Consider the following 23,749-nt stretch of genomic DNA (forward strand, 5'->3'; position numbering starts at 1 on the left):
GTGTACCAGTTGTCCGTCCATGGTGACGTCCCCGTGGTATTGCGAGCTGTAGCCGCTGCCGAAGGCTGCGATCGCCCACAAGGTGGGCGTCCGATCTTGAGATCGCTGAAAGCCTTCGGCCTTATCGCAGCCTGCGGCAGCGGCTACAGGGATTGCATGGTTTTTAGTGCTGCAGGATTTTCTCGAGGAAATGCTGCGCACGCTCGGAGCGGGCGTTGATGTCGCCGAAGAATTCCTCTTTCGGGCAGTCTTCGATGATTTTGCCGGCGTCCATGAAGATCACCCGGTCCGCGACCTTGCGGGCGAAGCCCATTTCGTGGGTCACGCACATCATGGTCATGCCTTCGTGAGCCAGCTGCACCATCACGTCCAGCACTTCGTTGACCATTTCCGGGTCGAGCGCGGAAGTCGGTTCGTCGAACAGCATGACAATCGGGTCCATCGCCAGCGCGCGGGCGATCGCCACGCGCTGCTGCTGGCCACCGGACAACTGGCCCGGGTGCTTGTGGGCGTGGGCGGACAAGCCGACGCGCTCCAACAGTTGCAGACCTTTCTTGGTGGCTTCTTCCTTGCTGCGGCCCAGCACCTTGATCTGCGCGATGGTCAGGTTCTCGGTGATGGTCAGGTGCGGGAACAGCTCGAAGTGCTGGAACACCATGCCCACGCGAGAGCGCAGTTTCGGCAGGTTGGTCTTCGGGTCGGCGATGGACGTGCCGTCGACCACGATGTCACCTTTCTGGAACGGCTCCAGGGCGTTGACGCATTTGATCAGGGTGGATTTGCCGGAGCCGGACGGTCCGCACACCACGATCACTTCGCCTTTCTTGACCTCGGTGCTGCAATCGGTCAGCACCTGGAAGTCCCCATACCACTTGTTGATGTTCTTGATAGAGATCATACGGCAAACCTTTTTTGCAGACGCTTGACCAGCACCGAGGCGGCAAAGCTGATTGTGAAGTACACCAGACCGGCAACGATCAGGAACTCATTGGAGCGGCCGATGATGTCGCCGCTGGAGCGCGAAGCATTGAGGAAGTCCACCAGGCCCACGGTGTATACCAGCGAGGTGTCCTGGAACAGGATGATGCTCTGCTGCAGCAGCAGCGGGGTCATCTTGCGGAACGCCTGGGGCAGGATGATCAGGCGCATCATCTGGCCATAGCTCATGCCCAATGCCTGGGCAGCGCCCATCTGGCCCTTGGGAATCGACTGCACGCCGGCGCGGACGATTTCGCAGAAGTACGCCGCTTCGAACATCATGAAGGCCACGATGCACGAGCCGAACGCACCGATCGGGGTGTCTTCGCCGGTGATCCAGCGCAGCACGAAGGGCACCGCCAGGTAGAACCAGGTGATCACCAGCAGCAGCGGGATGGAGCGGAAGTAGTTGACGTAGACGCCGGCGATGTTCGACAGCAGCTTGCTGTGGGACAAGCGCATCAACGCCAGGATGGTGCCGAGGATGATCCCGCCGACGACGCCCAGGGCCATCAGCTTGAGGGTCATCAGCATGCCGTTCCACAGGCCGGGAATGGCCGGGACGACGCCAGTGAAATCGAATTCCATTATTTGCCCCCCACGGAGATCAGGCCGGGCACTGCGACTTTCTTCTCGACCATGCGCATCAGCAGCATCAGGCTCATGTTCAGGGTGAAGTAGATCAGCGTGGCCAGGGTGAAGGCTTCAAACAGGTTGGCCGAGAACTCGGCGGTCTGCTTGGTCTGCGCCAGCAACTCCATCAGGCCGATCAGCGAGGCCACGGAGGAGTTCTTGAAGACGTTGAGGAATTCCGAGGTAAGCGGCGGAATGATGATCCGGTAGGCCTGGGGCAGCAGCACGTTCCAGTAGATCTGCGGCAGCGAAAAGCCCATGGCGCGGGCCGCGGATTCCTGGCCGCGTGGCAGCGCCTGGATGCCGGTGCGCACCTGTTCGCAGACGCGGGCGGCGGTGAACAGGCCCAGGCACACGACGACGCTCAGGTAGGCCGAGGTGGTCGGGTTGAGGTCCTGCTTGTACCAGTCCTGCAGGTTTTGCGGCAGCAGGTCCGGTACCAGGAAGTACCAGATGAACAGCTGAACCAGCAGCGGTACGTTACGGAAGATCTCCACGTAGACGGTGGCGATGCCCGACACCAGGCGGTTCGGCACGGTCCGCATGACGCCCAGGATCGAGCCCAGCAGCAGCGCGACGATCCAGGCCACCACGGCAATGGCGATGGTCCAGCCCAGGCCCGCGATGAACCAGTCGAGATAGGTCTCGCTGCCCACGCCGGTGGACTTGAAGAACACGCCCCAGTCCCAGTTGTAATTCATTAGGGTCTCCCCTCTGATCGATCGATGTACAAGCACCCGCTTGGGGAAATCCGTTCCCGCCTGGATGACGCCCAGGCACACGCGATCGGCTCGACAACCACCGGTTCGAGTGTTTCCAAAAAAAGCCAGCAGGTAGTGACAGGCTCCTGAAAGGGCCGGGCCCTTTCAGGAGACAAGGTTAGTCAGGAATCAGGACTTTTTATCGTCAGCCGCTTTGTCGGTCGGGTTGGCGATCAGGGCCTTGAGCTCGTCGCTCATCGGGAACATCAGGTTCAGGCCTTTTGGTGGAATCGGCGACTGGAACCATTTGTCGTAGATCTTGTTGATCTCGCCCGACTTGTAGGTCGCGATGATGGCGTCGTCCACGGCCTTCTTGAACGGTGCGTCGCCCTTGCGGACCATGCAGCCGTAGATTTCGTAGGATTGCGCGGTACCGGTCACGGCCCAGTCGGTCGGTTTGCGGGCCTTGGCCATTTCACCGGCCAGCAGCGCGTCGTCCATCATGAAGGCGACGGCGCGGCCGCCTTCGAGCATGTTGAAGGACTCGCCGTGGTCCTTGGCGGAAATCACGTTCATGCCCATCTGTTTGTCGGCGTTCATCGCCTTGAGGATGCGCTCGGACGTGGTGCCGGCGGTGGTCACGACGTTCTTGCCTTTGAGGTCCGGGAAGTCCTTGTAAGGCGAATCTTTCTTGGACAGCAGGCGGGTGCCGATCTCGAAGATGCCGACGGAGAAGTCGACCTGCTGCTGGCGCTCGACGTTGTTGGTGGTGGAACCGCACTCGACGTCCACGGTGCCGTTCTGCACCAGCGGGATACGGGTCTGCGAGGTAACCAGGTTGTATTTGACCTTGAGATCCGGCATGTCGAGGTCTTTTTTCAGGGCTTCGACGATTTTCAGCTGGATGTCGTGGGAGTAGCCGACTGGAACGCCGGATGCATCCGCGATGTAGGAGAACGGAATGGAAGCGTCGCGATGTCCGAGGGTGATGGTGCCGGAGTCTTTGATTTTCTTCAGCGTGCCGGTGAGTTCGGCGGCGACCACTGGAGTGCTAATCAGAGCAGCAGCAATGGCTGCGCCCAACAGATGGGGAACGATGCGCATCAATATTTCCTCGACATTTGTTTTTTTTATGAAGCCAGTTCGACGGCTCTCTTATACAGCGAATGCCTTGACGGCTCCTGATGTGTGTTGGCGCATCAGGCATTCGTCGGAGAGTGTAGAGCATGAGTCGTGCCAGGCCAGCTGATCCGTATCAAGGCCTTGATTTGAAAGGCTATTAAATATTTATGGCGAATATTGTCGGCGGTCTTTATCCGGTTATCCGAATCGACCCGAAAGTCGCGTTCGGAAAACCGAATGTCCAGCAAAGCCGGGCCTACCCCCTGTAGGAGCGAGCTTGCTCGCGATAGCGATCCGACTGTCGACACCTATGTCGAATGTCACGCAGTCATCGCGAGCAAGCTCGCTCCTACATAAAGCGGTGGCCATGAAAAAGCCCCCGGGCCGTGCGGCGCGGGGGCTTCTTTATAGAAGGGGCGATCAGGCGGCTTCGATCTTTGCCCGGTTCTGCTCGACCTTCTGCAGGTAGTGCTGCAGTTTTTCCTGCTCGGCCGGTGTCGTGAACAGGCCCAGCTTGCTGCGGCGCCAGAGGATGTCCTGGGCATTGACCGCCCATTCTTCGCTGCACAGGTAATCGACTTCACGGGTGTACAGGCCGCCGCCCAGGTGTTCGCCCAGGTCGTTCAGGCTGTGCACGCCTTCCAGCAGGCGCCAGGTGCGGCTGCCGTAGCTGGTGGCCCAGCGGCGGGCGATTTCGCTGGGCACCCAGTCGAACTTCTGGCGAATTGCTTCGGCCAGCGCCTGCGGCGTGGTCATGTCTTCGCCGCCGGGCAGGGTCGAGTGGGCGGTCCAGCTCGGCTTGATGTGCTTGAAGAACGGCGTCAGCTGGGCCATGGCCGATTCGGCCAGCTTGCGGTAGGTGGTCAGCTTGCCGCCGAACACCGACAGCAGTGGCGCTTCGTCGGCATTGCCGGACAGCGCCAGGGTGTAGTCGCGGGTCACGGCCGACGGGTTGTCGGACTCGTCGTTGCACAGCGGGCGCACGCCGGAGTAGGTGTGCACGATGTCCTGGCGGCTCAGCTGCTTCTTGAAGTGGGCGTTGACCACTTTCAGGATGTAGTCGGTTTCGCCTTCGGTAATCGCCACTTTCGCCGGATCGCCGGTGTACTCGCGGTCGGTGGTGCCGATCAGGGTGAAATGGTTCAGGTACGGAATGGTGAAGACGATGCGCTGGTCTTCATTCTGCAGGATGTGCGCATGTTCGCCTTCGTACAGCTTCGGCACGATCAGGTGGCTGCCCTGGATCAGGCGGATGCCGTACGGCGAATCCAGTTTCAGGTCGTCCTTGATGAACTTGGCGACCCATGGGCCGGCGGCGTTCACCAGGGCCTTGGCTTGAATCGAGAACAGGCTGCCGTCGGCGCGCTCCAGGTGCAGGTGCCACATGCCCTTGCCGCGGCGGGCGCTGATGCAACGGGTCTGGGTGTGCACGTGGGCGCCTTTTTCGCGGGCGGCCATGGCGTTCAATACCACCAGGCGCGCGTCGTCTACCCAGCAGTCGGAGTATTCGAAGCCTTTGGTGATCTCGGCTTTCAACGGGCTGTCGGGGCCGAACTTGAGGCTCTTGGAACCGGCGAGTTTTTCCCGCTTGCCCAGGTGGTCATAAAGGAACAGGCCGGCACGGATCATCCAGGCCGGACGCAGGTGCGGGCGGTGCGGCAGGACGAAACGCATCGGCTTGACGATATGCGGGGCCTTGGCCAGCAGCACTTCGCGTTCGGCCAGGGCTTCGCGCACCAGACGGAATTCATAATGTTCGAGGTAGCGCAGGCCGCCGTGGATCAGCTTGCTGCTGGCCGAGGAGGTATGGCTGGCGAGGTCGTCTTTTTCGCAAAGGAACACGGACAAGCCACGCCCGGCGGCATCGGCGGCGATACCGACGCCATTGATTCCACCGCCGATCACGGCAATGTCATAAATCTCGGCGAGAGGGGGCGCGGGCAAGGTGGAAGTGGGCATCGGCTGGCCTCGTGTTCTTCTGATATTTGAAATCGAACATTAATGTTCATTTGCGAAAATACTAGCGCAGAAACACGTCGACAGCCAGTGGACTTCGATTGAAAAAACTCATCGAAAGGCGGGCAAAGGAAAATTTACGAACATTGTCGGACGCAAGGCGGGTGAGGCCGGGGAGCGCGATATGTAGTCGCTGCCGAGCCCCGACGAGGCAGCGGCTACAGGGAATAGGTTCCGGCAGGTGTAGCCGCGGTCGAGCACCAACGAGGTTGCGCTCGATCTGGGCGGCACTCCGACGCAGCGGGCGCCAAACCGGACGACACCATCGCTCAGACATATCGCGTCGCCTGGTTTTACGGGGCTGCGCCCCGATCGCAGCCTCGCCAGGGCTCGGCAGCGGCTACGGGAGAGGGGTCAGACGACTTCCAGGCGAATCTTGTGTTGCTGCAGCAATTGGGTCAGCGCCGGAACCGGCTGCTGGTCGGTGACCAGGCAATCGATCAGGCTGATGGGGCCGAGGCGGATCATGGCATTGCGCCCGAACTTGCTGGAGTCGGCGGCCAGGATCACCTGGCGGGCATTGGCGATGATCGCCTGGGACACCCGTACTTCCTGGTAGTCGAAGTCCAGCAGGCTGCCGTCTTCGTCGATACCGCTGATGCCGACCAGGGCGAAATCGACCTTGAACTGGTTGATGAAATCGACGCTGGCCTGGCCGACCACGCCGCCATCGCGACGCACATTGCCACCGGTCAGCAGCACGTCGAAATCGTCCTTGGCGCTGAGCATGGAAGCCACGTGCAGGTTGTTGGTGATGATCTTCAGATGGTTGTGATTGAGCAGCGCCCGGGCAATGGATTCGGTGGTGGTACCGATGTTGATGAACAGCGAGGCGTGATCGGGGATCTGCGCGGCGATGGCTTCGCCGATGCGTTGTTTCTCATCGCGCATCTGATCGGCGCGCATGGCGTAGGCGGTGTTTTCGACACTGGAGTCGTAGGCTGCGCCGCCATGGTAGCGACGCAACAGGTTCACTTCCGCCAACTGGTTGATATCGCGGCGGATGGTTTGCGGTGTAACGACGAACAGCTGGGCCATTTCCTCGATGCTGACATAGCCGCGTTCGCGGACCAGCTCGAGGATTTGCTGCTGACGGGGAGGCAGATTCATGGGGCTTCCTTTGGGCTGCCGTGCAAAATTTGCCCATGATGCCGCAGGAATCCGCTCCCGACCAGTTACAACCCGATACGAATCCGCGACTTGGCTTATTCAGCGCCTTCGTGCGGTTCCCAGTCGCGGGTACGGCTGACGGCTTTTTTCCAGCCGGCGTAGAGCTTTTCCTTCTCGGTTTCGGCCAGCTGTGGTTCGAACTCGCGTTCGATCACCGCCTTGCCGCGCAACTCTTCCAGGCTGCTCCAGAAACCGCAGGCCAGGCCAGCCAGGTAGGCCGCGCCCAGGGCCGTGGTTTCGCGCATTTGCGGGCGCTCGACCTGGGTGCCGAGGATGTCGGCCTGGAACTGCATGAGGAAGTTGTTGGCCACTGCGCCACCATCCACGCGCAGGGCCTTGAGGCGTTCGCCGGAGTCCTGCTGCATGGCGTCGAGGACGTCGCGGGTCTGGTAGGCGATCGACTCCAGCGCGGCGCGGATGATGTGGTCCACACGCACGCCGCGGGTCAGGCCGAACAGCGCGCCACGGGCGTAGGGGTCCCAGTACGGAGCACCCAGGCCGGTGAAGGCCGGGACCAGGTACACGCCGTTGCTGTCCTTGACCTTGCTGGCGAAGTATTCGGTGTCGTGGGCATCGTTGATGATCTTCAGCTCGTCGCGCAGCCACTGCACGGTGGAGCCGCCGTTGAACACCGCGCCTTCCAGGGCGTAAGCCACTTCGCCGCGGGGGCCGCAGGCGATGGTGGTGAGCATGCCGTGCTTGGACTTGACCGCCTTGTCGCCGGTATTCATCAGCAGGAAGCAGCCAGTGCCATAGGTGTTCTTCGCCTGGCCCGGCTCGACGCACATCTGGCCGAACAGCGCGGCCTGCTGGTCGCCGGCGATCCCGCCGATGGCGATGCCGCTTTTGGTACGGCCGTAGATTTCCGAGGACGACTTCACTTCCGGCAGCATTTCCCGCGGGATATCCAGCACTTCCAGCATCTTCGCATCCCACTCCAGGGTGTGGATGTTGAAGAGCATGGTGCGCGAGGCGTTGGTGTAGTCGGTGACGTGGGTCTTGCCGCCGGTGAATTTCCAGATCAGCCAACTGTCGACGGTGCCGAACAGCAGTTCACCGTTGCGCGCGCGTTCGCGGCTGCCTTCGACGTTGTCGAGGATCCACTTCAGCTTGGTGCCGGAGAAATACGGGTCGGTGACCAGGCCGGTGGTATCGCGGATGTACTCTTCCAGGCCGTCACGCTTGAGCTGCTGGCAGATCTCGGTACTGCGACGGCACTGCCAGACGATGGCGTTGTAGATCGGCCGGCCGGTGGTCTTGTCCCAGACCACGGTGGTTTCGCGCTGGTTGGTGATGCCGATGGCGGCTACCTGGTCATGGTGCAGGCCGGCTTGCGCCAGGGCCTCGACCATCACTGCGCTCTGGGTGGCGAAGATTTCCATCGGGTCGTGTTCGACCCAGCCGGCTTGCGGGTAATGCTGGACGAATTCGCGTTGGGCGGTGCACACGACGTTGGCGTCGCGATCGAAAATGATCGCGCGGGAGCTGGTCGTACCCTGATCGAGGGCAATGATGTAGTTCTTATTCTGAATGTCGGTCATGTCGATTGCCTTGGACAAAAATAAGGAAGTGGGCAAGAGGCGCAGGTCGGGGTTGGGCAGGACCTTGCGCCACCGGTTTCAAGAAGTTCTTACTTTGCCGTCAATGGCTTTTTCGGCATCCGTTGGAGCAGGGGCGACGGTTGGCAGGTGACGGGCAATCAACCCGCGGTAAGCCACGGCGCCGAGGCAGGCACCGATAATCGGCGCGAAGATCGGTACCAGGAAGTACGGAATATCGCGGCCGCCGGTGAAGGAAACCTCGCCCCAACCCATGAAGAATGTCATCAGTTTAGGGCCAAAATCCCGCGCCGGGTTCATCGCGAAACCGGTCAGCGGACCCATGGCGCTGCCGATCACGGCAATCAGCAGGCCGATCAGCAGCGGCGCCATCGGGCCACGCGGCAAGCCGTTGTTGTCGTCGGTCAGGGACATGATCACGCCCATCAGGATCGCGGTAATCACCACTTCGACCAGGAACGCCTGGGCGGTGGACAGCGCCGGGTTGGGATAGGTGGAGAATACCGACGCCAGCTCGAGGCTGGCCTGGGAGCCGCGAACCATCTGGTGGGCTTGTTCGTAATCGAAGAACAGGTTGCTGTACAGCGTGTAGACCAGCAGCGCCGCGCAGAAGGCGCCGGCGATCTGGGAGAAGATGTAGAACGGCAGTTTGCGCTTTTCGAAGTCGGCAAAGATGCACAGGGCGATGCTGACCGCGGGGTTGAGGTGCGCGCCGGAAACGCCGGCGGTGAGGTAGATCGCCATGCTCACGCCGATCCCCCAGATGATGCTGATTTCCCACAGGCCAAAGCTGGCACCCGCGACCTTGAGCGCGGCGACGCAACCGGTGCCGAAGAAGATCAACAAGGCTGTACCCAGGAATTCGGCCATGCACTGGCCGGAGAGCGACGGTTGTTGTAACGCAGTTGTCATGGAAAACCTCGGTTTTTGTTGTTGTCTGGCGCTGGCGTGAAGCGCTGAGCGCGATTTTCACCGTCGGCAGGATCCCCATCCTGGGCGCGGCTTACTGCTGGTTACGGCTGCTGGATCTACAACATGATATTCGCAAACGAAAAAATATAGACAAGAAACATTACTGTCAAAGGTCGAAAGTGAACCATTGGTCATTTTATAACTATCAGTTGTGTGAATGATCTTGCGGGAAGCGCGCGGGTTTTGTGCAAAAGGCGCGGCCAGCCTGGTGCCGGCGGTTGCCTGGGTTAGGGGATGGGCCTTGGAATAGAGCCTTTTGCTGGCGGATATCCTAGAATCGCCGGCACTGTTTCTGTTCTTTTCCCTGCCTATGGAGTTGCCATGACCCCTGCACTGGATCTGCTGAAAAAAGTTCGCGCCGAACATCGGGTGCACAGTTATGAACACGACCCGAAGGCGGCCTCCTATGGTCTGGAGGCGGCGGAAAAGCTCAGCCTCGATCCGGCGCAGGTGTTCAAGACGCTGTTGGCCAGTAGTGAAAAGGGCGAATTGCTGGTGGCCGTGGTGCCGGTCGTCGGAAGCCTCGATCTCAAGGCCCTGGCACACGCCGCCGGGGTGAAAAAAACCGAGATGGCCGACCCGGCTGCCGCGCAGCGCGCCACCGGTTACCTGCTGGGCGGGATCAGCCCGCTGGGGCAGAAAAAGCGCCTGCGCACCTTTATCGACAACAGTGCACAACCCTTTGCCAGCATCTTCGTCAGCGCCGGCCGGCGCGGGCTTGAGGTCGAACTCGCGGCCGCCGTGCTGGCCGAGCACACCCAGGCGACATTCGCCGATATCGGTCGCGACTGACTCGGCGTGCAGCCTGAGGTTTCAGTGTTGGTCGGGAAGGGAAGCGTTGAGGGGCATAACGACACAGGAGTCGGCGAACCGGCTCCTGCGGGATTGTCAGTGGGCGCCGCTGTAGCGACGAACGCCCGATTCAGACTGTGGCAGCTGCGCCGCGGTGCTGCCGGAGGCCTGGAACAGCACCAGGTGTTCGGCGGCCACGCGGATTCCCACATCAGCACCGACCTGGTGATCGGCGTGGCTTGGGAAGATCGACTCGAGCTGGCTGCCGGTCGGCAGTTGCAGGCGGTACAGGGTCGAGGCGCCCTGGAAGCTCTTGCCGACGATCCGCGCCTTGAGGGCGCTGTCCGGTGCATAAACGATATCGTCTGGGCGTAGCAGCACATCCACCGCGCCGCCGGGTGGCCAGGTGTAGGCACGGTTGCCGCGCAGTACGCCGAGTTCGGTCTGCACCGATTCCGGGCTGTCCAGCTGGCCACGGATGAAATAACCCTGGCCGATAAAGCTCGCCACGAACGGCGTCAGCGGTTCGTGATAGAGGTTGTACGGCGTGTCCCATTGCTCCAGGCGGCCTTCCTTGAACACCCCGACGTGATCGCTGACGGCGAAGGCTTCTTCCTGGTCGTGGGTCACCAGGATCGCACTGGTGCCCCGCGCCTTGAGGATGTCGCGCACTTCGTGGCTGAGCTTGCGCCGCAGTTCGCCATCGAGGTTGGAGAAGGGCTCGTCGAGCAGCAGCAACTGCGGTTCCGGCGCCAGCGCCCGGGCCAGTGCGACGCGTTGTTGCTGGCCGCCGGACAGCTCATGGGGGAAGCGCTTGCCGAGGTTCTTCAGGTTGACCAGTTCCAGCAGCTCCTCGACCACCCGGTTCTTCTGCGGGTGCTTGCGGATGCCGAAGGCAATGTTGTCCGCCACGCTCAGGTGCGGGAACAGGGCGTAGTCCTGGAACACCATGCCTATCCGGCGGCGCTCCGGCGCCAGGGTGAAGCCGGCGCTGGAGATGGTTTCGCCGGCCAGCTGGATTTCACCTTCGTGCACCGGCTCGAAACCGGCAATCGCGCGCAGGGTGGTGGTCTTGCCGCAGCCGGAGGAGCCGAGCAGGCAACCGATATCGCCGGCGTTGAGGTGCAGGTTGAGGTTCTGCACGACCCGTTGGTCCTGGTAGCCGCAGGCGAGATTGCGCAGGTTAAGCAGTAATGGCTGGCTCATGCGTGGTGGTACGCCGGCTCGACCAGAAACTCGAGCAGGGCCTTTTGTGCGTGGAGACGGTTTTCTGCCTGGTCCCATGCCACGGAACGCGGATCGTCCAGCAGGTCGAGGCTGATTTCTTCGCCACGGTGGGCAGGCAGGCAGTGCATGAACAGCACGTCTGCGGCGGCCAGGTCGAGCAGCGCGCGATTGACCTGGAACGGTGCGAACAGCTTGAGGCGTTCGGCGGTTTCTTCTTCCTGCCCCATGGAGGTCCAGACGTCGGTGCTTACCAGATGGGCGCCGATCACCGCGTCTTTCGGATCGCGCACGATGCTCACCCGGTCGCCGGCGCGGGCGACGAATTCAGGGTTGGGGTCATAGCCTTCGGGGCAGGCGATGCGCAGTTGGAAGTCGAACTGGATCGCCGCTTCTATATAGCTGTTGCACATGTTGTTGCCGTCGCCGATCCAGGCCACGGTCTTGCCCTGGATCGAGCCGCGGTGTTCGAGGAAGGTTTGCATGTCGGCCAGCAACTGGCACGGGTGCAGGTCGTCGGACAGGCCGTTGATCACCGGTACGCGGGAGTTGGCCGCAAACTCGGTCAGGGTGCGGTGGGCAAAGGTACGGATCATCACCGCGTCGAGCATGCGCGACATGACGATGGCGCAGTCGCTGATCGGCTCGCCGCGACCCAGCTGGGTGTCGCGCGGGGACAGGAAGATTGCCTGGCCGCCGAGCTGGATCATGCCGGCTTCGAAGGACAGGCGGGTGCGGGTAGACGACTTCTCGAAAATCATCCCGAGAACGCGATTTTTCAGAGGCTCGAAGAGTACGCCGCGATTACGCAGGTCCTTCAGCTCGATGCCTCGACGAATCACGCTGACCAGCTCTTCGGGCGTGCAATCCATCAGGGAGAGAAAGTGCCTTGCGCTCATCATTAACTACCTTTTTGCAACAGACCGCAGATACTCAAAGCCTTGTTTTATCGAGAAACGGGCGAGACCTGCGGCGAAAGCCGCACGGGGCGACGAAATAGGGGAAGGCGCGATCTTATAATTAAATGTCGCGTCTTACCAATAGCAGGCTTGGTTTCTAAGACTTTCACCACGTGCAGCGAGTGGCCAGGGTCAAAAAAACGGGCCATTCGTGACGTTTTCCAGCGTGTTCAGATGGGCCCAGTCGGATGTGGAGTCGATCCACTTTGCATAGGCCTGCAGCAGCATTTGTACACTGCGTCTCGACCGCTTTGCAACGCGACGCGTGGCCCATGCCGCTATCAGGCATCTGGCTGGCGCGGGTTGGTTTTTTCTCTGCTCGGCTCCTGGGTACTTTGAGCGTGGCGGGAAATGGAACGGCTCGCGGCAGGGGATATCGGCCAGAAATATTTCCTAAGGTGAAGGGCTGGGGTTATAAATGCGCACCGGCAACAGGGAAGTGCTTGGAATGGACTCGAAAGAACAGCAACTGAAGACACTGTTGGGGTTGACGACGCGAACCCTGACCGACCTGACGGCATCGATCACCTCGATGTCCTTCGAGTTGCTGCGCAGCGAAGACAGCACGACGCGCAACGCCGCGCGACAGATGATCGATCGCATGATGACCATCAGCAGCCATCTCGATGAGCACTGGCGATTGCTCGCCGAATTCAGCGGGCAGGGCAGCGAAGCACCGTTGGACGGCATGCTGCCGATCGCCCGGCAGGACGACCCTCCGAGGCTGCCCTCCAACTGAACCATCGGCTGGCTTGATGCTTGCCGATTCACAAGATGAACGTCCCTGGCGCTGATGTCGGTCTGGCACCATAGTTTTGTTCCCGCGGCCTGACGCTGGCCGCCCCGAATAAAATAGAGACTGGCCATGACCAAGACTCTCCATCACCGTGCCTGCCACCTGTGTGAAGCCATCTGCGGCTTGACCATCGAAACCACCGAAGTCGACGGCGCCGGCCCGCAGATCACCTCGATCAAGGGCGATGCCCAGGACAGTTTCAGCCGCGGCCATATCTGCCCCAAGGCAGTGGCGCTGCAGGACATCCAGAACGACCCGGATCGACTGCGTCAGCCCATGCGCAGGGTCGGCAGCGATTGGCAGGCGATCGAGTGGAAGGAGGCCTTCAACCTGGTGGCCGAGCGCCTGGCGGCGATCCAGGAGCGGCACGGCAATAATGCGGTGGCGGTCTATCAGGGCAATCCCAGCGTGCACAACTATGGGTTGATGACCCACAGCAACTATTTCCTCGGCCTGCTGAAAACCCAGAACCGCTTTTCCGCCACCTCGGTGGACCAATTACCGCAGCACTTGAGCAGTTACCTGATGTACGGCCACGGGCTGTTACTGCCGATCCCGGATATCGATAACACCGACTTCATGCTGATCCTGGGCGGCAATCCGCTGGCGTCCAACGGCAGCATCATGACCGTGCCGGATGTGGAGAAGCGCCTGAAGGCGATCCAGGCGCGTGGCGGCAAAGTGGTGGTGGTCGACCCGCGGCGTAGCGAGACGGCAGCCATGGCCGACCAGCATGTGTTTGTCCGTCCTGGCGGGGATGTGGCGCTGCTGTTCGGCATGCTGCAGACGATCTTCGCGGAAGGGCTGACGCGTGACAGCCATCTGCCGGTGGATGGCCTGGCCGAGGTGCGTGAGGCCATTTCCCGTTTCAGTGCCGAAGCCATGAGCCCTTTGTGTTCGGTGCCGGCGCAGCAGATCCGCCAGTTGGCGCGCGACTTCGCCGCAGCGGACAGGGCGGTGTGTTATGGCCGGATGGGCGTGTCCACCCAGTCGTTCGGCACCCTCTGTCATTGGCTGGTGCAACTGCTCAACCTGGTGACCGGCAACCTGGACCGGGTCGGCGGCGCCCTGTGCACCGAGCCGGCGGTGGATCTGGTGGCGGCGACTTCGGGTGGGCACTTCAATGCCTGGCAAAGCCGGGTTTCCGGACGCCCTGAATACGGCGGCGAGTTGCCGGTCTCGGCCCTGGCCGAGGAGATACTGACCAAAGGGGAGGGGCAGGTGCGGGCGCTGATCACGGTGGCGGGCAATCCGGTGCTCTCCACCCCCAACGGACGGCAGCTGGAGCAAGCGCTGGATGGCCTGGAGTTCATGGTCAGCATCGACCTGTATATCAACGAAACCACCCGTTACGCGGACTTGATCCTGCCATCGACTTCGGCCCTGGAGAACGATCACTACGACACCACGTTCAATATGTTCGCGGTGCGCAATGTCAGCCGCTTCAACCAGGCGATCCTGCCCAAGCCGGAAGGGGCATTGCATGACTGGGAAATCTTCGTTGGCCTGGCCAGGGCCTTCGCCGCGCGGACCGGCAAGGAGCTCAAGCCGACCGTGCCGCCGGCGCAGATGATCGATAGAGGGCTGCGAGCGGGACGGTACGGCGAGACGTCCGAGTTCAATCTGTCGCTGGCGACGCTGGCCAATCATCCCCACGGAATCGACCTGGGGCCGCTCAAGCCCAACCTGGCGGCGCGCCTGAAAACCGAGAGCCGCCGGGTGCAGGCCGCTCCCGCGGCGATCATGGCAGACCTCAAGCGCTTTGCCGCGTTGCAGGCGCCGACGGCCGATGAGTTGGTGATGATCGGCCGGCGCCATGTGCGCAGCAATAATTCGTGGATGCACAACTACCATCGGTTGGTGAAGGGCAAGCCTCGGCACCAGTTGCTGATGAATCCCGATGATCTGGCCCGGAGGGGGCTGGCTGACGGGCAGCGTGTGCGGGTCAGTTCGCGGGTCGGGGCGATCGAGGTGGAAGTCCTGGCCAGCAGCGAGATGATGCCCGGGGTGGTCAGCCTGCCCCATGGCTGGGGGCACGGTCGGCCGGGCGTACAGATGAGCATCGCGATGGCGCAACCGGGGTCGAGTGCCAATGACCTGACCGATGAGCGTCAGCTGGACGAGCTATCGGGCAATGCGGCGCTCAATGGCGTGCCGGTGACGGTGGAGGCGGCCTGAGGAGTCTGTCGGAGAGGCCGAGCATGGCGCTCGGCTTTCCGTTACAATGCGCCACCGTGTCGACAACAGAGTCGGAAAGTTCAGCCGAGGTGCTCCATGGATATCATCGAAACTATTAAAGAGCAGATTGCCAACAACACCATTCTGCTTTACATGAAAGGCTCGCCGAATGCCCCGCAGTGTGGCTTCTCCGCGAAAGCCGCTCAGGCCGTGATGGGTTGTGGTGAGAAGTTCGCTTACGTGGACATCCTGCAGAACCCGGAAATCCGCGCCAACCTGCCTAAATACGCCAACTGGCCTACTTTCCCGCAACTGTGGGTGGCCGGCGAACTGGTCGGCGGCAGCGACATCATGGCTGAGATGTTCGCCAATGGTGAGTTGCAGACCCTGATCAAGGCTGCCGCTGAAAAAGCTGCCGCCAAGACCGAAGCCTGATTTGTCCCTTGCAGGAGCGACACGTTCGCTCCTGCAAGTTGTGTGGATTTGTCCACGCAATAAAAAGCCCCGCCCTCGTGAGAGAGGCGGGGCTTTTTTATGGGCTGAACCTTGAGAGAAGTTACTCGTCGCCCATCTGCGATTGCAGGTAGTTTTCCAGGCCGACTTTATCGATCAGGCCCAGTTGGGTTTCCAGCCAGTCGATATGTTCTTCTTCCGATTCCAGGATGTCTTCCAGCAGTTCGCGGCTACCGAAGTCGCCGACCGATTCGCAATGGGCGATGGCGGCTTTCAGGTCGGCGTGGCCGGTGCGCTCGATGCGCAGGTCGCATTCGAGCATTTCCTTGGTGTGTTCGCCGATGTGCAGTTTGCCCAGGTCCTGGACGTTCGGCAGGCCTTCGAGGAAGAGGATGCGCTTGATCAGCTTGTCCGCATGCTTCATCTCGTCGATGGACTCGTGGTATTCGTGCTTGCCCAGCTTGTTCAGGCCCCAGTCTTCATACATGCGCGCATGCAGGAAGTACTGATTGATCGCGACCAGTTCATTGGCAAGGATCTTGTTGAGATGCTGGATGACTGTGATGTCGCCTTTCATGATGGGGTCCTGCCCTGTAATTAGCGGTATATAAGGCAGAGTCTGAGCCGCACGATGATTAGTGTCAAACCTAAGTTATTGAATAATATATGAAAATTAATCGGAATAAGAATGTTTGTGTTCCGCGTTATGACGCTAAGCGATTGAATTACAGGCATAAAAAAGCCGGACATGAAGTCCGGCTCTTTTAAATGGCGTTAATTACGCAACATTAAATTCTACTGGGTAAGGAATCGCTGGCTGGCTGCTTTGCAGTTCGGTCAGGGTTTCACGTACCACCTGCTTGGCGAGGCAGGCGCATTTGCCACATTGACCGGCAACGCCTGTTGCTTGGCGTACTTCACGATAGCTGCAGCAACCGTCGTAGATTGCATCGCGGATTTGTCCGTCGGTGACGCCAGTGCAGAGGCAGACATACATAAGGTGAGAACCGTCGCTGGTTATGGCTCAATGCGACGGATCTTAATGTTAACGAGAATGATTGTCAAAGTGGTTTCCTGGAGCTTTTTGCCAGATGCGTGACTGGCAGACGAACGGTTTTTTCTACCACGGCCGATGAGCTATCCAGCAGGGCGGCTTTTTTGCTGCCTGAACCCGGGGGATGGAAAAACCACTAAGGACAGCTCAAAAACGCGGTGTATGATGTGCGGTCCTTACGAAGCGGGATCGAGTCACAGGGTTGTCGCTTGACGGCGGCACACTAGACTGGGTCCCATTCTTCATTCGATCACACCAGGAGATATCCAATGAGCGTACTCGTAGGCAAACAAGCCCCTGACTTCACCGTTCCCGCCGTTCTCGGCAATGGCGAAATCGTCGACAGCTTCACCCTGTCCTCGGCCATCAAAGGCAAATACGGCCTGGTGTTCTTCTACCCGCTGGACTTCACCTTCGTCTGCCCGTCCGAGCTGATCGCTCTGGACCACCGCATGGCTGACTTCAAGGCACGCAACGTTGAAGTGATCGCTGTTTCGATCGACTCGCACTTCACCCACAACGCCTGGCGCAACACCCCGATCAATGCCGGCGGCATCGGTCAGGTTCAGTACATCATGGCTGCTGACATGAAGCACGACATCGCCAAGGCCTACGACGTTGAGTCCGAAGGCGGCGTGGCTTTCCGTGGCGCGTTCCTGATCGACGACAAAGGCGTCGTTCGTTCGCAGATCGTCAACGACCTGCCGCTGGGCCGTAACATGGAAGAGCTGATCCGTCTGGTCGACGCTCTGCAGTTCCACGAAGAGCACGGCGAAGTCTGCCCAGCCAACTGGAAGAAGGGCGACAAGGGTATGACCGCTTCGCCAGAAGGCGTTGCCGCTTACCTGAGCGAGAACGCCGGCAAGCTGTAAGCCGCGCTTCACGCATAAAAAAACCGGCCTCAGGGCCGGTTTTTTTATGCGCGGTCGATCAGCGACGGTATCAGTCGTTGAAGTCTTCCCAGCCGCCCATTTCCTTCCAGCGATTGACGATGCCGCAGAACAGATCGGCAGTCTTCTCGGTGTCGTAGCGGGCGGAATGCGCCTCGCGGCCGTCGAAGTCGATGTCGGCTGCCTGGCACGCCTTGGCCAGCACGGTTTGGCCATAAGCCAGGCCGGCAAGCGTCGCGGTGTCGAAGCTGGAGAACGGATGAAACGGGTTGCGCTTCATGTCCAGGCGCGCGACAGCCGCGTTGAGGAAGCCCAGGTCGAAGCTGCTGTTGTGCCCGACCAGGATCGCGCGTTTGCAACCGTTGGCCTTCAGCGCCTTGCGCACGCTGCGGAAGATATCGTTCAGCGCGGTTTCTTCACTGACGGCCATACGCAGCGGATGGTCGAGCTTGATCCCGGTGAACTCCAGCGCCGCGGCTTCGATGTTGGCGCCTTCGAAAGGCTCTACGCGGAAAAACAGGGTGTGCTCGGGGAACACGAAGCCTTTTTCGTCCATGCCGATGATGGTCGCGGCAATTTCCAGCAAGGCGTCGGTGGCCGAGTTGAAACCACCGGTTTCAACGTCGACGACTACCGGCAGGTAACCGCGAAAGCGTGCCGCCATTGGATGACGCGAGCCACCACCGTTGTGACCGTCCTGCTCGTCGTCGAAATGGTCTTCACTCACGCGTGTTCCTCCAGCAGGCGCCAGCGCAGTTTTTCACCGGCGCGCAGCGGGATGACGGTCAGCTCGCCGAACGGCAGGCTGGCAGGGGCGGTCCATTCTTCACGAACCAGGGTGATGCGATCGGTGTTGGCCGGCAGGCCGTAGAAGCGCGGGCCGTTGAGGCTGGCGAAGGCTTCCAGCTTGTCCAGCGCATTGCGCTGTTCGAAGGCCTCGGCGTACAGCTCGATCGCGGCATAGGCGGTGTAGCAGCCGGCACAGCCGCAGGCCGCTTCTTTGGCGTGCTGGGCGTGGGGCGCGGAATCGGTGCCGAGGAAGAACTTCTGGCTGCCGCTGGTGGCGGCGTCGAGCAGCGCTTCCTGGTGCACGTTGCGCTTGAGAATCGGCAGGCAATAGAAGTGCGGGCGAATCCCGCCAACCAGCATGTGGTTGCGGTTGTACAGCAGGTGATGGGCGGTGATGGTCGCGCCGACGTTGGCCGAGGCCTCGTTGACGAACTGCACGGCGTCACGGGTGGTGATGTGTTCGAACACCACCTTGAGCGTCGGGAAGCGCTCGACGACGCGGCGCATGTGCTCGTCGATGAACAGCTTCTCGCGGTCGAACACGTCGACCTCACTGCGGGTGACTTCACCGTGGATCAGCAGCGGTAGGCCGACTTCGGCCATGGCCTCCAGCGCCGGGAAAATCTTGTCGATGCTGGTGACGCCCGAGTCCGAGTTGGTGGTCGCGCCAGCCGGGTAGAGCTTGGCGGCATGGACGAAACCACTGGCCTTGGCCGCGCGAATTTCTTCGGGCTGGGTGCGATCGGTAAGGTAGAGCACCATCAGCGGCTCGAAGCGGCTGCCGGCCGGCCGCGCAGCGAGAATGCGCTGGCGATAGGCGTCGGCTTCAGCGGCGTTGCGCACCGGAGGTACCAGGTTAGGCATGATGATGGCGCGGCCAAAGGTGCGCGCGACATCCGCGACAGTATTGGTCAACACGGCACCATCGCGAAGATGAATATGCCAGTCGTCGGGACGCAGCAGGGTCAGGCGGTCGGACATTGGGGATTCCAGGCGGGTCAAACTCCAGTGAATGCTACCGGAAAAGACTCTTCCAGGCACTCGCTATCAAGTTTTGCGTGAAGCTTCCGATATCCCGAAGGTATGCCGTAAACAGGCATTTCGATTTTCGTGATGTACAAGTCAGTGGAGCCTCCCGTGCGCCAGCGTTATCTAGCCTTGCTCAGTGTGTTCGCCAGTCTTCCCGCGATGGCGCTGACTTTCCAGACCCGTCTGGAGAGCATTGAGTGGACGGTCGAAGGCGATAAATTCGAGTGCCGTCTGAGCCAGCCGATCACCGATTTCGGTTCCGGGGAGTTCGTGCGTCGCGCCGGCGAGCAGGCGACCTTCCGCCTCAAGGCCTACAACCCGATGCTCGCTGGCGGTTCGGCGACGCTACTCGCAGCGGCCGCGCCGTGGCAGCCGGGGCGCGGCGACATCAACCTGGGTTCGGTGCGGCTCGGCAGCGGCGATGTCTTGTTCAACAGCTCGCAACTGCAGGCCGGGCGACTGATCGGTGGATTGATGGATGGGCGCAGCCCGGTGGTTCGCCATTACTCCCGCGAGGGTGGGGTGTCCGAGGTGCGCTTGTTGCCGGTCAAGTTCAGCAAGGCGTATGGCGACTACCAACGTTGTGTCGCCAAGTTGCTGCCGCAGAACTTCGACCAGGTCAGGCAATCCGAGGTCGGCTTCCCTGGGGGCGGCATCGATCTGGATGCCAAGGCCAAGGCCAAGTTGCAGGTGATGCTGGAATTCCTCAAGGCCGATCCGACGGTCAATCACATCCAGCTCGACGGCCACTCGGACAACAGCGGCAACCGCTTGACCAACCGTGACCTGTCGCGCCGCCGGGCGCTGGCGGTGATGGAGTTCTTCAAGGCCAACGGCATTCCCGAATCGCAGATCGAGATGCGTTTCCACGGCGAACGCTATCCATTGGCACCCAACACCAACGCGGCGAACCGGGCGAAGAACCGTCGGGTCAACGTACAGCTGCAACGCGTCCCGGTCGCGGAAAAACCGGCACCCCAGGCTGCTGCTCCCGCCAACGCCGCGGCGACTTCTTGAAACGGCTGTCGTCGTCGCGCACTCGACATAATCTGTCGCTTCGTCGTCATAAGCTGTCGCGCCTCTGTAAATTATCCGCGTTGATCGGTAGACTTGATGGCTTTCCGTAGAACCCCGTGGAGTGATGGCATGGCGGACGTAAACAAGGTCGTTCTGGCGTATTCCGGCGGCCTGGACACTTCGGTGATCCTCAAGTGGCTGCAGGATACTTATAACTGTGAAGTGGTGACGTTCACCGCTGACCTGGGTCAGGGCGAAGAGGTCGAACCTGCACGTGCCAAGGCGCAAGCCATGGGCGTGAAAGAGATCTACATCGACGATCTGCGCGAAGAGTTCGTCCGCGATTTCGTTTTCCCGATGTTCCGCGCCAACACCGTTTACGAAGGTGAGTACCTGCTGGGTACCTCCATCGCTCGTCCGTTGATCGCCAAGCGCCTGATCGAGATCGCCAACGAAACCGGCGCCGACGCCATTTCCCACGGCGCTACCGGCAAGGGCAACGACCAGGTTCGTTTCGAACTGGGCGCCTACGCCTTGAAACCAGGGGTGAAAGTGATCGCTCCTTGGCGTGAGTGGGACCTGCTGTCCCGCGAGAAGCTGATGGACTATGCCGAGAAGCACGCGATCCCGATCGAGCGTCACGGCAAGAAGAAGTCCCCGTACTCGATGGATGCCAACCTGCTGCACATCTCCTATGAAGGCGGCGTGCTGGAAGACACCTGGACCGAGCACGAAGAAGACATGTGGCGCTGGACCGTCTCCCCGGAGAAGGCTCCTAACACCCCAACCTACATCGAGCTGACCTACCGCAACGGCGACATCGTGGCGATCGACGGCGTCGAGATGACCCCGGCCACCGTGCTGGCGACCCTGAACCGCATCGGCGGCGAAAACGGCATTGGTCGTCTGGACATCGTGGAAAACCGCTATGTCGGCATGAAGTCCCGCGGCTGCTACGAAACCCCTGGCGGCACCATCATGCTGCGCGCTCACCGGGCGATCGAGTCGATCACCCTGGATCGCGAAGTGGCTCACCTGAAAGACGAGCTGATGCCCAAGTACGCCAGCCTGATCTACACCGGCTACTGGTGGAGTCCTGAGCGTCTGATGCTGCAACAGATGATCGACGCTTCCCAGGTTCATGTGAACGGCGTGGTTCGCCTGAAGCTGTACAAGGGCAATGTGATCGTCACCGGTCGCAAGTCCGATGAGTCGCTGTTCGATGCCAACATCGCGACCTTCGAAGAAGACGGCGGCGCCTACAACCAGGCGGATGCGGCTGGCTTCATCAAGCTCAATGCCCTGCGCATGCGTATTGCGGCCAACAAGGGTCGGACTCTGTTCTGATACTTTTTGAGCCGTTTTAAAAAAGCCCCGCCATGAGCGGGGCTTTTTTATGCCTGATGATTTAATCGATCAGGCGGGTGTCCGAAGACCATGACTAAAGTTTCCACTGGCCATTGTTTCAATGGGGCTCGACTATCTTTCAGTCTGTTCTTTTCAATACGAAGTGTAGGAAAGTCAGGAGTGGTTATATATAGCGGGCGACGTTCAATTTTTCCTTGTAGGGCAAATCCGTATTGTTTGTAAGGAACTTCTCGGGGAGATGCTGGCTCGGGGCGTGGCCATGCCACGGGCCAAATGACTGGGTTATGGTGTTTGCTTGAAAAACCAATAGCGGACTCTGGACTTACCCATGAAGAAAGTTTTGATCGTAGATGATCATCCCGTTACTCGGCTGGCTGTGCGCATGCTGATGGAGCGGCACGGTTTTGAAGTAGTTGCCGAGGCGGACAATGGCATGGATGCCCTGAAACTGTCTTATGAACATGTTCCAGACATCCTTATTCTTGATATTGGTATTCCCAAACTCGATGGCCTGGAAGTTATCGCCAGACTTTCGTCAAAAGCCATGTCGACCAAAGTGCTGGTATTGAGCCTGCAAGTACCTGGCCCGTTCTCCATGCGTTGCATGCAGGCCGGCGCGGCCGGTTATGTGTGCAAGCAGCAGGACATCACTGAATTGATCAGCGCCGTCAGGGCAGTCCTGGCTGGCTACAGTTATTTTCCCAACGAAGCCTTGCATACCCTGCGCTCGAGCCTGGGTATCGCCAGCGAGGAGGGGATGTTGTCCAGCCTGTCCGGGCGGGAGCTGATGGTCCTGAAGCAGCTTGCCGGAGGGCAGACCAACAAGGAGATTGCCGAGGGCCTGTGCCTGAGCAGCAAAACGGTGAGCACCTACAAAAGGCGGCTGTTGGGGAAACTCAACGCCCGCTCGCTGGTGGACCTGATCGAGTTTGCCAAGCGCCATCAGCTGGTATGAAGGTTGAGGGCTGCAACAAGGCATGCGAGCCTTCATTGCGTTGTGGGCTTGCCGGTCTGTCGACGATCTTGGATCCATCAGCCGCGCATGGCCTGGTTTGAGAAACCGATTTGGAGTGTTAGCTGGTGTAACAAAAAAGCCTCCGTAAAAGGAGGCTTTTTGTTACTAAAGATCAAAGTCGTAATCGGCCAGTTGCTTTTGCAAGCGCCGCTCTTCCAGAAGGTTGTCGATGGTCCGGCGTTTGCTCAAGTTGGTCTTGGCCACCTCTACCACAGGCTCCGCATCTTCTGTTTCAACAGGGGTGAAATCGTCTTCTACGTCCAGTTGTTCTTTACCAGTACTCATAAGGTTAACTCCAGGCTAAGACTGCCATTGGCGCTCCTTATATCGATATTCTCGGGACTGGTAAAAAAGATTTTTTCAATCGACCTATCATCAAAATCAATGATTGCTCAATCGTCAGAGGTCTTGTGCTTGTATTCGCACAGGTCCTCGATCCGGCAGCTTCCACAGCGTGGCTTACGGGCCAGGCACACGTAGCGGCCATGGAGGATCAGCCAGTGATGGGAGTCGAGGAGATACTCCTTGGGCACGAACTTCATCAGCTTTTTCTCGACTTCCACGACATTCTTCCCGGGGGCCAGCCCTGTGCGGTTGCTGACCCGGAAGATGTGCGTATCGACGGCCATGGTCAGTTGGCGAAAGGCGGTATTGAGTACCACGTTGGCGGTCTTCCTGCCGACGCCTGGCAGGGCTTCGAGCTCCTCCCGGGTCTGCGGGACTTCGCTGTTGTGCCGTTCCACCAGCAGGCGGCAGGTCTCGATCACGTTTTTGGCCTTGCTGTTGTACAGGCCGATGGTCTTGATGTACTCGGACAGGCCTTCGACGCCAAGGGCATAGATGGCGGCCGGCGTATTGGCCACGGGGAAGAGCTTGGCCGTCGCCTTGTTGACACCGACATCGGTGGACTGGGCCGAGAGGATCACAGCAATCAGCAGCTCGAAGGGCGACGAATAGGCCAGTTCGGTTTTCGGTTCCGGATTGTCTTCGTGCAGCCTGCGGAAAATTTCCAGGCGTTTTGCGGCATTCATGGG

General features: G+C 60.3%; 24 protein-coding genes. 8 read left to right on the forward strand and 16 right to left on the reverse strand.

From position 1 onward, the window contains the following. Positions 1-163 precede the first annotated feature (163 nt). The 8 genes from DK261_RS05040 to DK261_RS05075 all read right to left on the reverse strand — a co-directional run bounded on the left by DK261_RS05040 (position 164) and on the right by DK261_RS05075 (position 9,091). Positions 164-898 (reverse strand): amino acid ABC transporter ATP-binding protein, encoded by a 735-nt coding sequence (locus DK261_RS05040; protein WP_007927141.1) that lies wholly within the window; start codon positions 896-898, stop codon positions 164-166. Beyond that, on the reverse strand, positions 895-1,566 hold the full coding sequence (locus tag DK261_RS05045) for an amino acid ABC transporter permease (protein WP_009050567.1): 672 nt from the start codon (positions 1,564-1,566) through the stop codon (positions 895-897). Before DK261_RS05045 ends, DK261_RS05040 begins: the two co-directional genes overlap by 4 nt. Further along, positions 1,566-2,312, reverse strand: coding sequence for an amino acid ABC transporter permease (locus DK261_RS05050; protein ID WP_009050566.1), 747 nt, complete (start codon positions 2,310-2,312; stop codon positions 1,566-1,568). Before DK261_RS05050 ends, DK261_RS05045 begins: the two co-directional genes overlap by 1 nt. A gap of 189 nt (positions 2,313-2,501) precedes the next feature. Next, positions 2,502-3,416 carry a glutamate/aspartate ABC transporter substrate-binding protein gene (locus DK261_RS05055; RefSeq protein WP_009050565.1) on the reverse strand — a complete coding sequence of 305 codons (915 nt, stop codon included), beginning with the start codon at positions 3,414-3,416 and terminating at the stop codon, positions 2,502-2,504. A 438-nt stretch (positions 3,417-3,854) separates the two neighbouring features. Further along, the gene (gene glpD, locus DK261_RS05060) at positions 3,855-5,393 is read right to left on the reverse strand and encodes a glycerol-3-phosphate dehydrogenase (protein WP_016703438.1); all 1,539 of its coding nucleotides are present in this window, start codon (positions 5,391-5,393) and stop codon (positions 3,855-3,857) included. Positions 5,394-5,804: 411 nt separating this feature from the next. Beyond that, positions 5,805-6,560: a DeoR/GlpR family transcriptional regulator gene (locus DK261_RS05065; RefSeq protein ID WP_009050563.1), complete on the reverse strand. Its 756-nt coding sequence runs from the start codon at positions 6,558-6,560 to the stop codon at positions 5,805-5,807. Between the two features lie 95 nt (positions 6,561-6,655). Continuing rightward, positions 6,656-8,161 (reverse strand): glycerol kinase GlpK, encoded by a 1,506-nt coding sequence (gene glpK, locus DK261_RS05070; RefSeq protein WP_110175352.1) that lies wholly within the window; start codon positions 8,159-8,161, stop codon positions 6,656-6,658. A gap of 78 nt (positions 8,162-8,239) precedes the next feature. After that, positions 8,240-9,091: an MIP/aquaporin family protein gene (locus DK261_RS05075; protein WP_009050561.1), complete on the reverse strand. Its 852-nt coding sequence runs from the start codon at positions 9,089-9,091 to the stop codon at positions 8,240-8,242. A 381-nt stretch (positions 9,092-9,472) separates the two neighbouring features. On the opposite strand from DK261_RS05075, the gene ybaK reads away from it, so the two are divergent. Beyond that, the gene (gene ybaK, locus DK261_RS05080; protein WP_041984396.1) at positions 9,473-9,943 is read left to right on the forward strand and encodes a Cys-tRNA(Pro) deacylase; all 471 of its coding nucleotides are present in this window, start codon (positions 9,473-9,475) and stop codon (positions 9,941-9,943) included. Positions 9,944-10,039: 96 nt separating this feature from the next. Here ybaK and DK261_RS05085 read toward each other — a convergent pair whose 3' ends face one another. Next, positions 10,040-11,149 carry an ABC transporter ATP-binding protein gene (locus DK261_RS05085; protein WP_009050559.1) on the reverse strand — a complete coding sequence of 370 codons (1,110 nt, stop codon included), beginning with the start codon at positions 11,147-11,149 and terminating at the stop codon, positions 10,040-10,042. Beyond that, entirely contained in the window at positions 11,146-12,066 is a 921-nt protein-coding gene (argF, locus tag DK261_RS05090; RefSeq protein ID WP_009050558.1) for an ornithine carbamoyltransferase, read from the reverse strand. The genes DK261_RS05085 and argF overlap by 4 nt, the downstream gene beginning before the upstream one ends. A 508-nt stretch (positions 12,067-12,574) precedes the next feature. Here argF and DK261_RS05095 point away from each other — a divergent pair. The 3 genes from DK261_RS05095 to grxD all read left to right on the forward strand — a co-directional run bounded on the left by DK261_RS05095 (position 12,575) and on the right by grxD (position 15,535). Next, positions 12,575-12,865: a hypothetical protein gene (locus tag DK261_RS05095; protein WP_016703436.1), complete on the forward strand. Its 291-nt coding sequence runs from the start codon at positions 12,575-12,577 to the stop codon at positions 12,863-12,865. A gap of 126 nt (positions 12,866-12,991) precedes the next feature. Next, a complete protein-coding gene (locus DK261_RS05100; protein ID WP_110175353.1) occupies positions 12,992-15,100 on the forward strand; it encodes a molybdopterin oxidoreductase family protein in 2,109 nt (702 codons plus the stop codon). Positions 15,101-15,196: 96 nt separating this feature from the next. Beyond that, a complete protein-coding gene (grxD, locus tag DK261_RS05105; RefSeq protein ID WP_007922425.1) occupies positions 15,197-15,535 on the forward strand; it encodes a Grx4 family monothiol glutaredoxin in 339 nt (112 codons plus the stop codon). Between the two features lie 121 nt (positions 15,536-15,656). Here grxD and bfr read toward each other — a convergent pair whose 3' ends face one another. Continuing rightward, the gene (gene bfr, locus DK261_RS05110; RefSeq protein WP_009050554.1) at positions 15,657-16,130 is read right to left on the reverse strand and encodes a bacterioferritin; all 474 of its coding nucleotides are present in this window, start codon (positions 16,128-16,130) and stop codon (positions 15,657-15,659) included. A gap of 201 nt (positions 16,131-16,331) precedes the next feature. Next, the gene (locus DK261_RS05115) at positions 16,332-16,550 is read right to left on the reverse strand and encodes a bacterioferritin-associated ferredoxin (RefSeq protein WP_016703434.1); all 219 of its coding nucleotides are present in this window, start codon (positions 16,548-16,550) and stop codon (positions 16,332-16,334) included. A gap of 326 nt (positions 16,551-16,876) precedes the next feature. Between DK261_RS05115 and DK261_RS05120 the strand changes: the two genes are divergently transcribed. After that, entirely contained in the window at positions 16,877-17,479 is a 603-nt protein-coding gene (locus DK261_RS05120; RefSeq protein ID WP_007922432.1) for a peroxiredoxin, read from the forward strand. A 70-nt stretch (positions 17,480-17,549) separates the two neighbouring features. Here the strand turns inward: DK261_RS05120 and rnt are convergent, their stop codons facing one another. Both rnt and pyrC read right to left on the reverse strand, forming a co-directional pair. Then, complete coding sequence (rnt, locus tag DK261_RS05125) at positions 17,550-18,224, reverse strand: ribonuclease T (RefSeq protein ID WP_009050553.1); 675 nt, start codon at positions 18,222-18,224, stop codon at positions 17,550-17,552. Further along, positions 18,221-19,267: a dihydroorotase gene (pyrC, locus tag DK261_RS05130; RefSeq protein WP_038576260.1), complete on the reverse strand. Its 1,047-nt coding sequence runs from the start codon at positions 19,265-19,267 to the stop codon at positions 18,221-18,223. Before pyrC ends, rnt begins: the two co-directional genes overlap by 4 nt. Before the next feature lie 156 nt (positions 19,268-19,423). Between pyrC and DK261_RS05135 the strand changes: the two genes are divergently transcribed. The 3 genes from DK261_RS05135 (at position 19,424) to DK261_RS05145 (ending at position 22,655) form a co-directional block, all read left to right on the forward strand. Beyond that, positions 19,424-20,332: an OmpA family protein gene (locus DK261_RS05135; RefSeq protein ID WP_009050551.1), complete on the forward strand. Its 909-nt coding sequence runs from the start codon at positions 19,424-19,426 to the stop codon at positions 20,330-20,332. A gap of 129 nt (positions 20,333-20,461) precedes the next feature. Continuing rightward, the gene (locus DK261_RS05140) at positions 20,462-21,679 is read left to right on the forward strand and encodes an argininosuccinate synthase (RefSeq protein WP_009050550.1); all 1,218 of its coding nucleotides are present in this window, start codon (positions 20,462-20,464) and stop codon (positions 21,677-21,679) included. A 349-nt stretch (positions 21,680-22,028) separates the two neighbouring features. Continuing rightward, positions 22,029-22,655 carry a response regulator transcription factor gene (locus DK261_RS05145; protein ID WP_007922442.1) on the forward strand — a complete coding sequence of 209 codons (627 nt, stop codon included), beginning with the start codon at positions 22,029-22,031 and terminating at the stop codon, positions 22,653-22,655. A 165-nt stretch (positions 22,656-22,820) separates the two neighbouring features. Here DK261_RS05145 and DK261_RS05150 read toward each other — a convergent pair whose 3' ends face one another. Then, positions 22,821-23,000, reverse strand: a complete 180-nt coding sequence (locus DK261_RS05150) for a PA3496 family putative envelope integrity protein (protein ID WP_007922443.1) — start codon at positions 22,998-23,000, stop codon at positions 22,821-22,823. A 107-nt stretch (positions 23,001-23,107) separates the two neighbouring features. Further along, positions 23,108-23,746, reverse strand: coding sequence for an endonuclease III (nth, locus tag DK261_RS05155; RefSeq protein ID WP_007922445.1), 639 nt, complete (start codon positions 23,744-23,746; stop codon positions 23,108-23,110). Between the last annotated feature and the right edge of the window lie 3 nt (positions 23,747-23,749).

It is taken from the genome of Pseudomonas sp. RW409, from assembly GCF_003184125.1.
Lineage (GTDB): Bacteria > Pseudomonadota > Gammaproteobacteria > Pseudomonadales > Pseudomonadaceae > Aquipseudomonas > Aquipseudomonas chlororaphis_I.

Bases quoted from the DNA above. Each gene is read 5' to 3' on its own strand.
- DK261_RS05040 (WP_007927141.1), bottom strand. From the start codon at position 898: ATGATCTCTATCAAGAACATCAACAAGTGGTATGGGGACTTCCAGGTG.
- DK261_RS05045 (WP_009050567.1), bottom strand. From the start codon at position 1,566: ATGGAATTCGATTTCACTGGCGTCGTCCCGGCCATTCCCGGCCTGTGG.
- DK261_RS05050 (WP_009050566.1), bottom strand. From the start codon at position 2,312: ATGAATTACAACTGGGACTGGGGCGTGTTCTTCAAGTCCACCGGCGTG.
- DK261_RS05055 (WP_009050565.1), bottom strand. From the start codon at position 3,416: ATGCGCATCGTTCCCCATCTGTTGGGCGCAGCCATTGCTGCTGCTCTG.
- glpD (WP_016703438.1), bottom strand. From the start codon at position 5,393: ATGCCCACTTCCACCTTGCCCGCGCCCCCTCTCGCCGAGATTTATGAC.
- DK261_RS05065 (WP_009050563.1), bottom strand. From the start codon at position 6,560: ATGAATCTGCCTCCCCGTCAGCAGCAAATCCTCGAGCTGGTCCGCGAA.
- glpK (WP_110175352.1), bottom strand. From the start codon at position 8,161: ATGACCGACATTCAGAATAAGAACTACATCATTGCCCTCGATCAGGGT.
- DK261_RS05075 (WP_009050561.1), bottom strand. From the start codon at position 9,091: ATGACAACTGCGTTACAACAACCGTCGCTCTCCGGCCAGTGCATGGCC.
- ybaK (WP_041984396.1), top strand. From the start codon at position 9,473: ATGACCCCTGCACTGGATCTGCTGAAAAAAGTTCGCGCCGAACATCGG.
- DK261_RS05085 (WP_009050559.1), bottom strand. From the start codon at position 11,149: ATGAGCCAGCCATTACTGCTTAACCTGCGCAATCTCGCCTGCGGCTAC.
- argF (WP_009050558.1), bottom strand. From the start codon at position 12,066: ATGAGCGCAAGGCACTTTCTCTCCCTGATGGATTGCACGCCCGAAGAG.
- DK261_RS05095 (WP_016703436.1), top strand. From the start codon at position 12,575: ATGGACTCGAAAGAACAGCAACTGAAGACACTGTTGGGGTTGACGACG.
- DK261_RS05100 (WP_110175353.1), top strand. From the start codon at position 12,992: ATGACCAAGACTCTCCATCACCGTGCCTGCCACCTGTGTGAAGCCATC.
- grxD (WP_007922425.1), top strand. From the start codon at position 15,197: ATGGATATCATCGAAACTATTAAAGAGCAGATTGCCAACAACACCATT.
- bfr (WP_009050554.1), bottom strand. From the start codon at position 16,130: ATGAAAGGCGACATCACAGTCATCCAGCATCTCAACAAGATCCTTGCC.
- DK261_RS05115 (WP_016703434.1), bottom strand. From the start codon at position 16,550: ATGTATGTCTGCCTCTGCACTGGCGTCACCGACGGACAAATCCGCGAT.
- DK261_RS05120 (WP_007922432.1), top strand. From the start codon at position 16,877: ATGAGCGTACTCGTAGGCAAACAAGCCCCTGACTTCACCGTTCCCGCC.
- pyrC (WP_038576260.1), bottom strand. From the start codon at position 19,267: ATGTCCGACCGCCTGACCCTGCTGCGTCCCGACGACTGGCATATTCAT.
- DK261_RS05140 (WP_009050550.1), top strand. From the start codon at position 20,462: ATGGCGGACGTAAACAAGGTCGTTCTGGCGTATTCCGGCGGCCTGGAC.
- DK261_RS05145 (WP_007922442.1), top strand. From the start codon at position 22,029: ATGAAGAAAGTTTTGATCGTAGATGATCATCCCGTTACTCGGCTGGCT.
- DK261_RS05150 (WP_007922443.1), bottom strand. From the start codon at position 23,000: ATGAGTACTGGTAAAGAACAACTGGACGTAGAAGACGATTTCACCCCT.
- nth (WP_007922445.1), bottom strand. From the start codon at position 23,746: ATGAATGCCGCAAAACGCCTGGAAATTTTCCGCAGGCTGCACGAAGAC.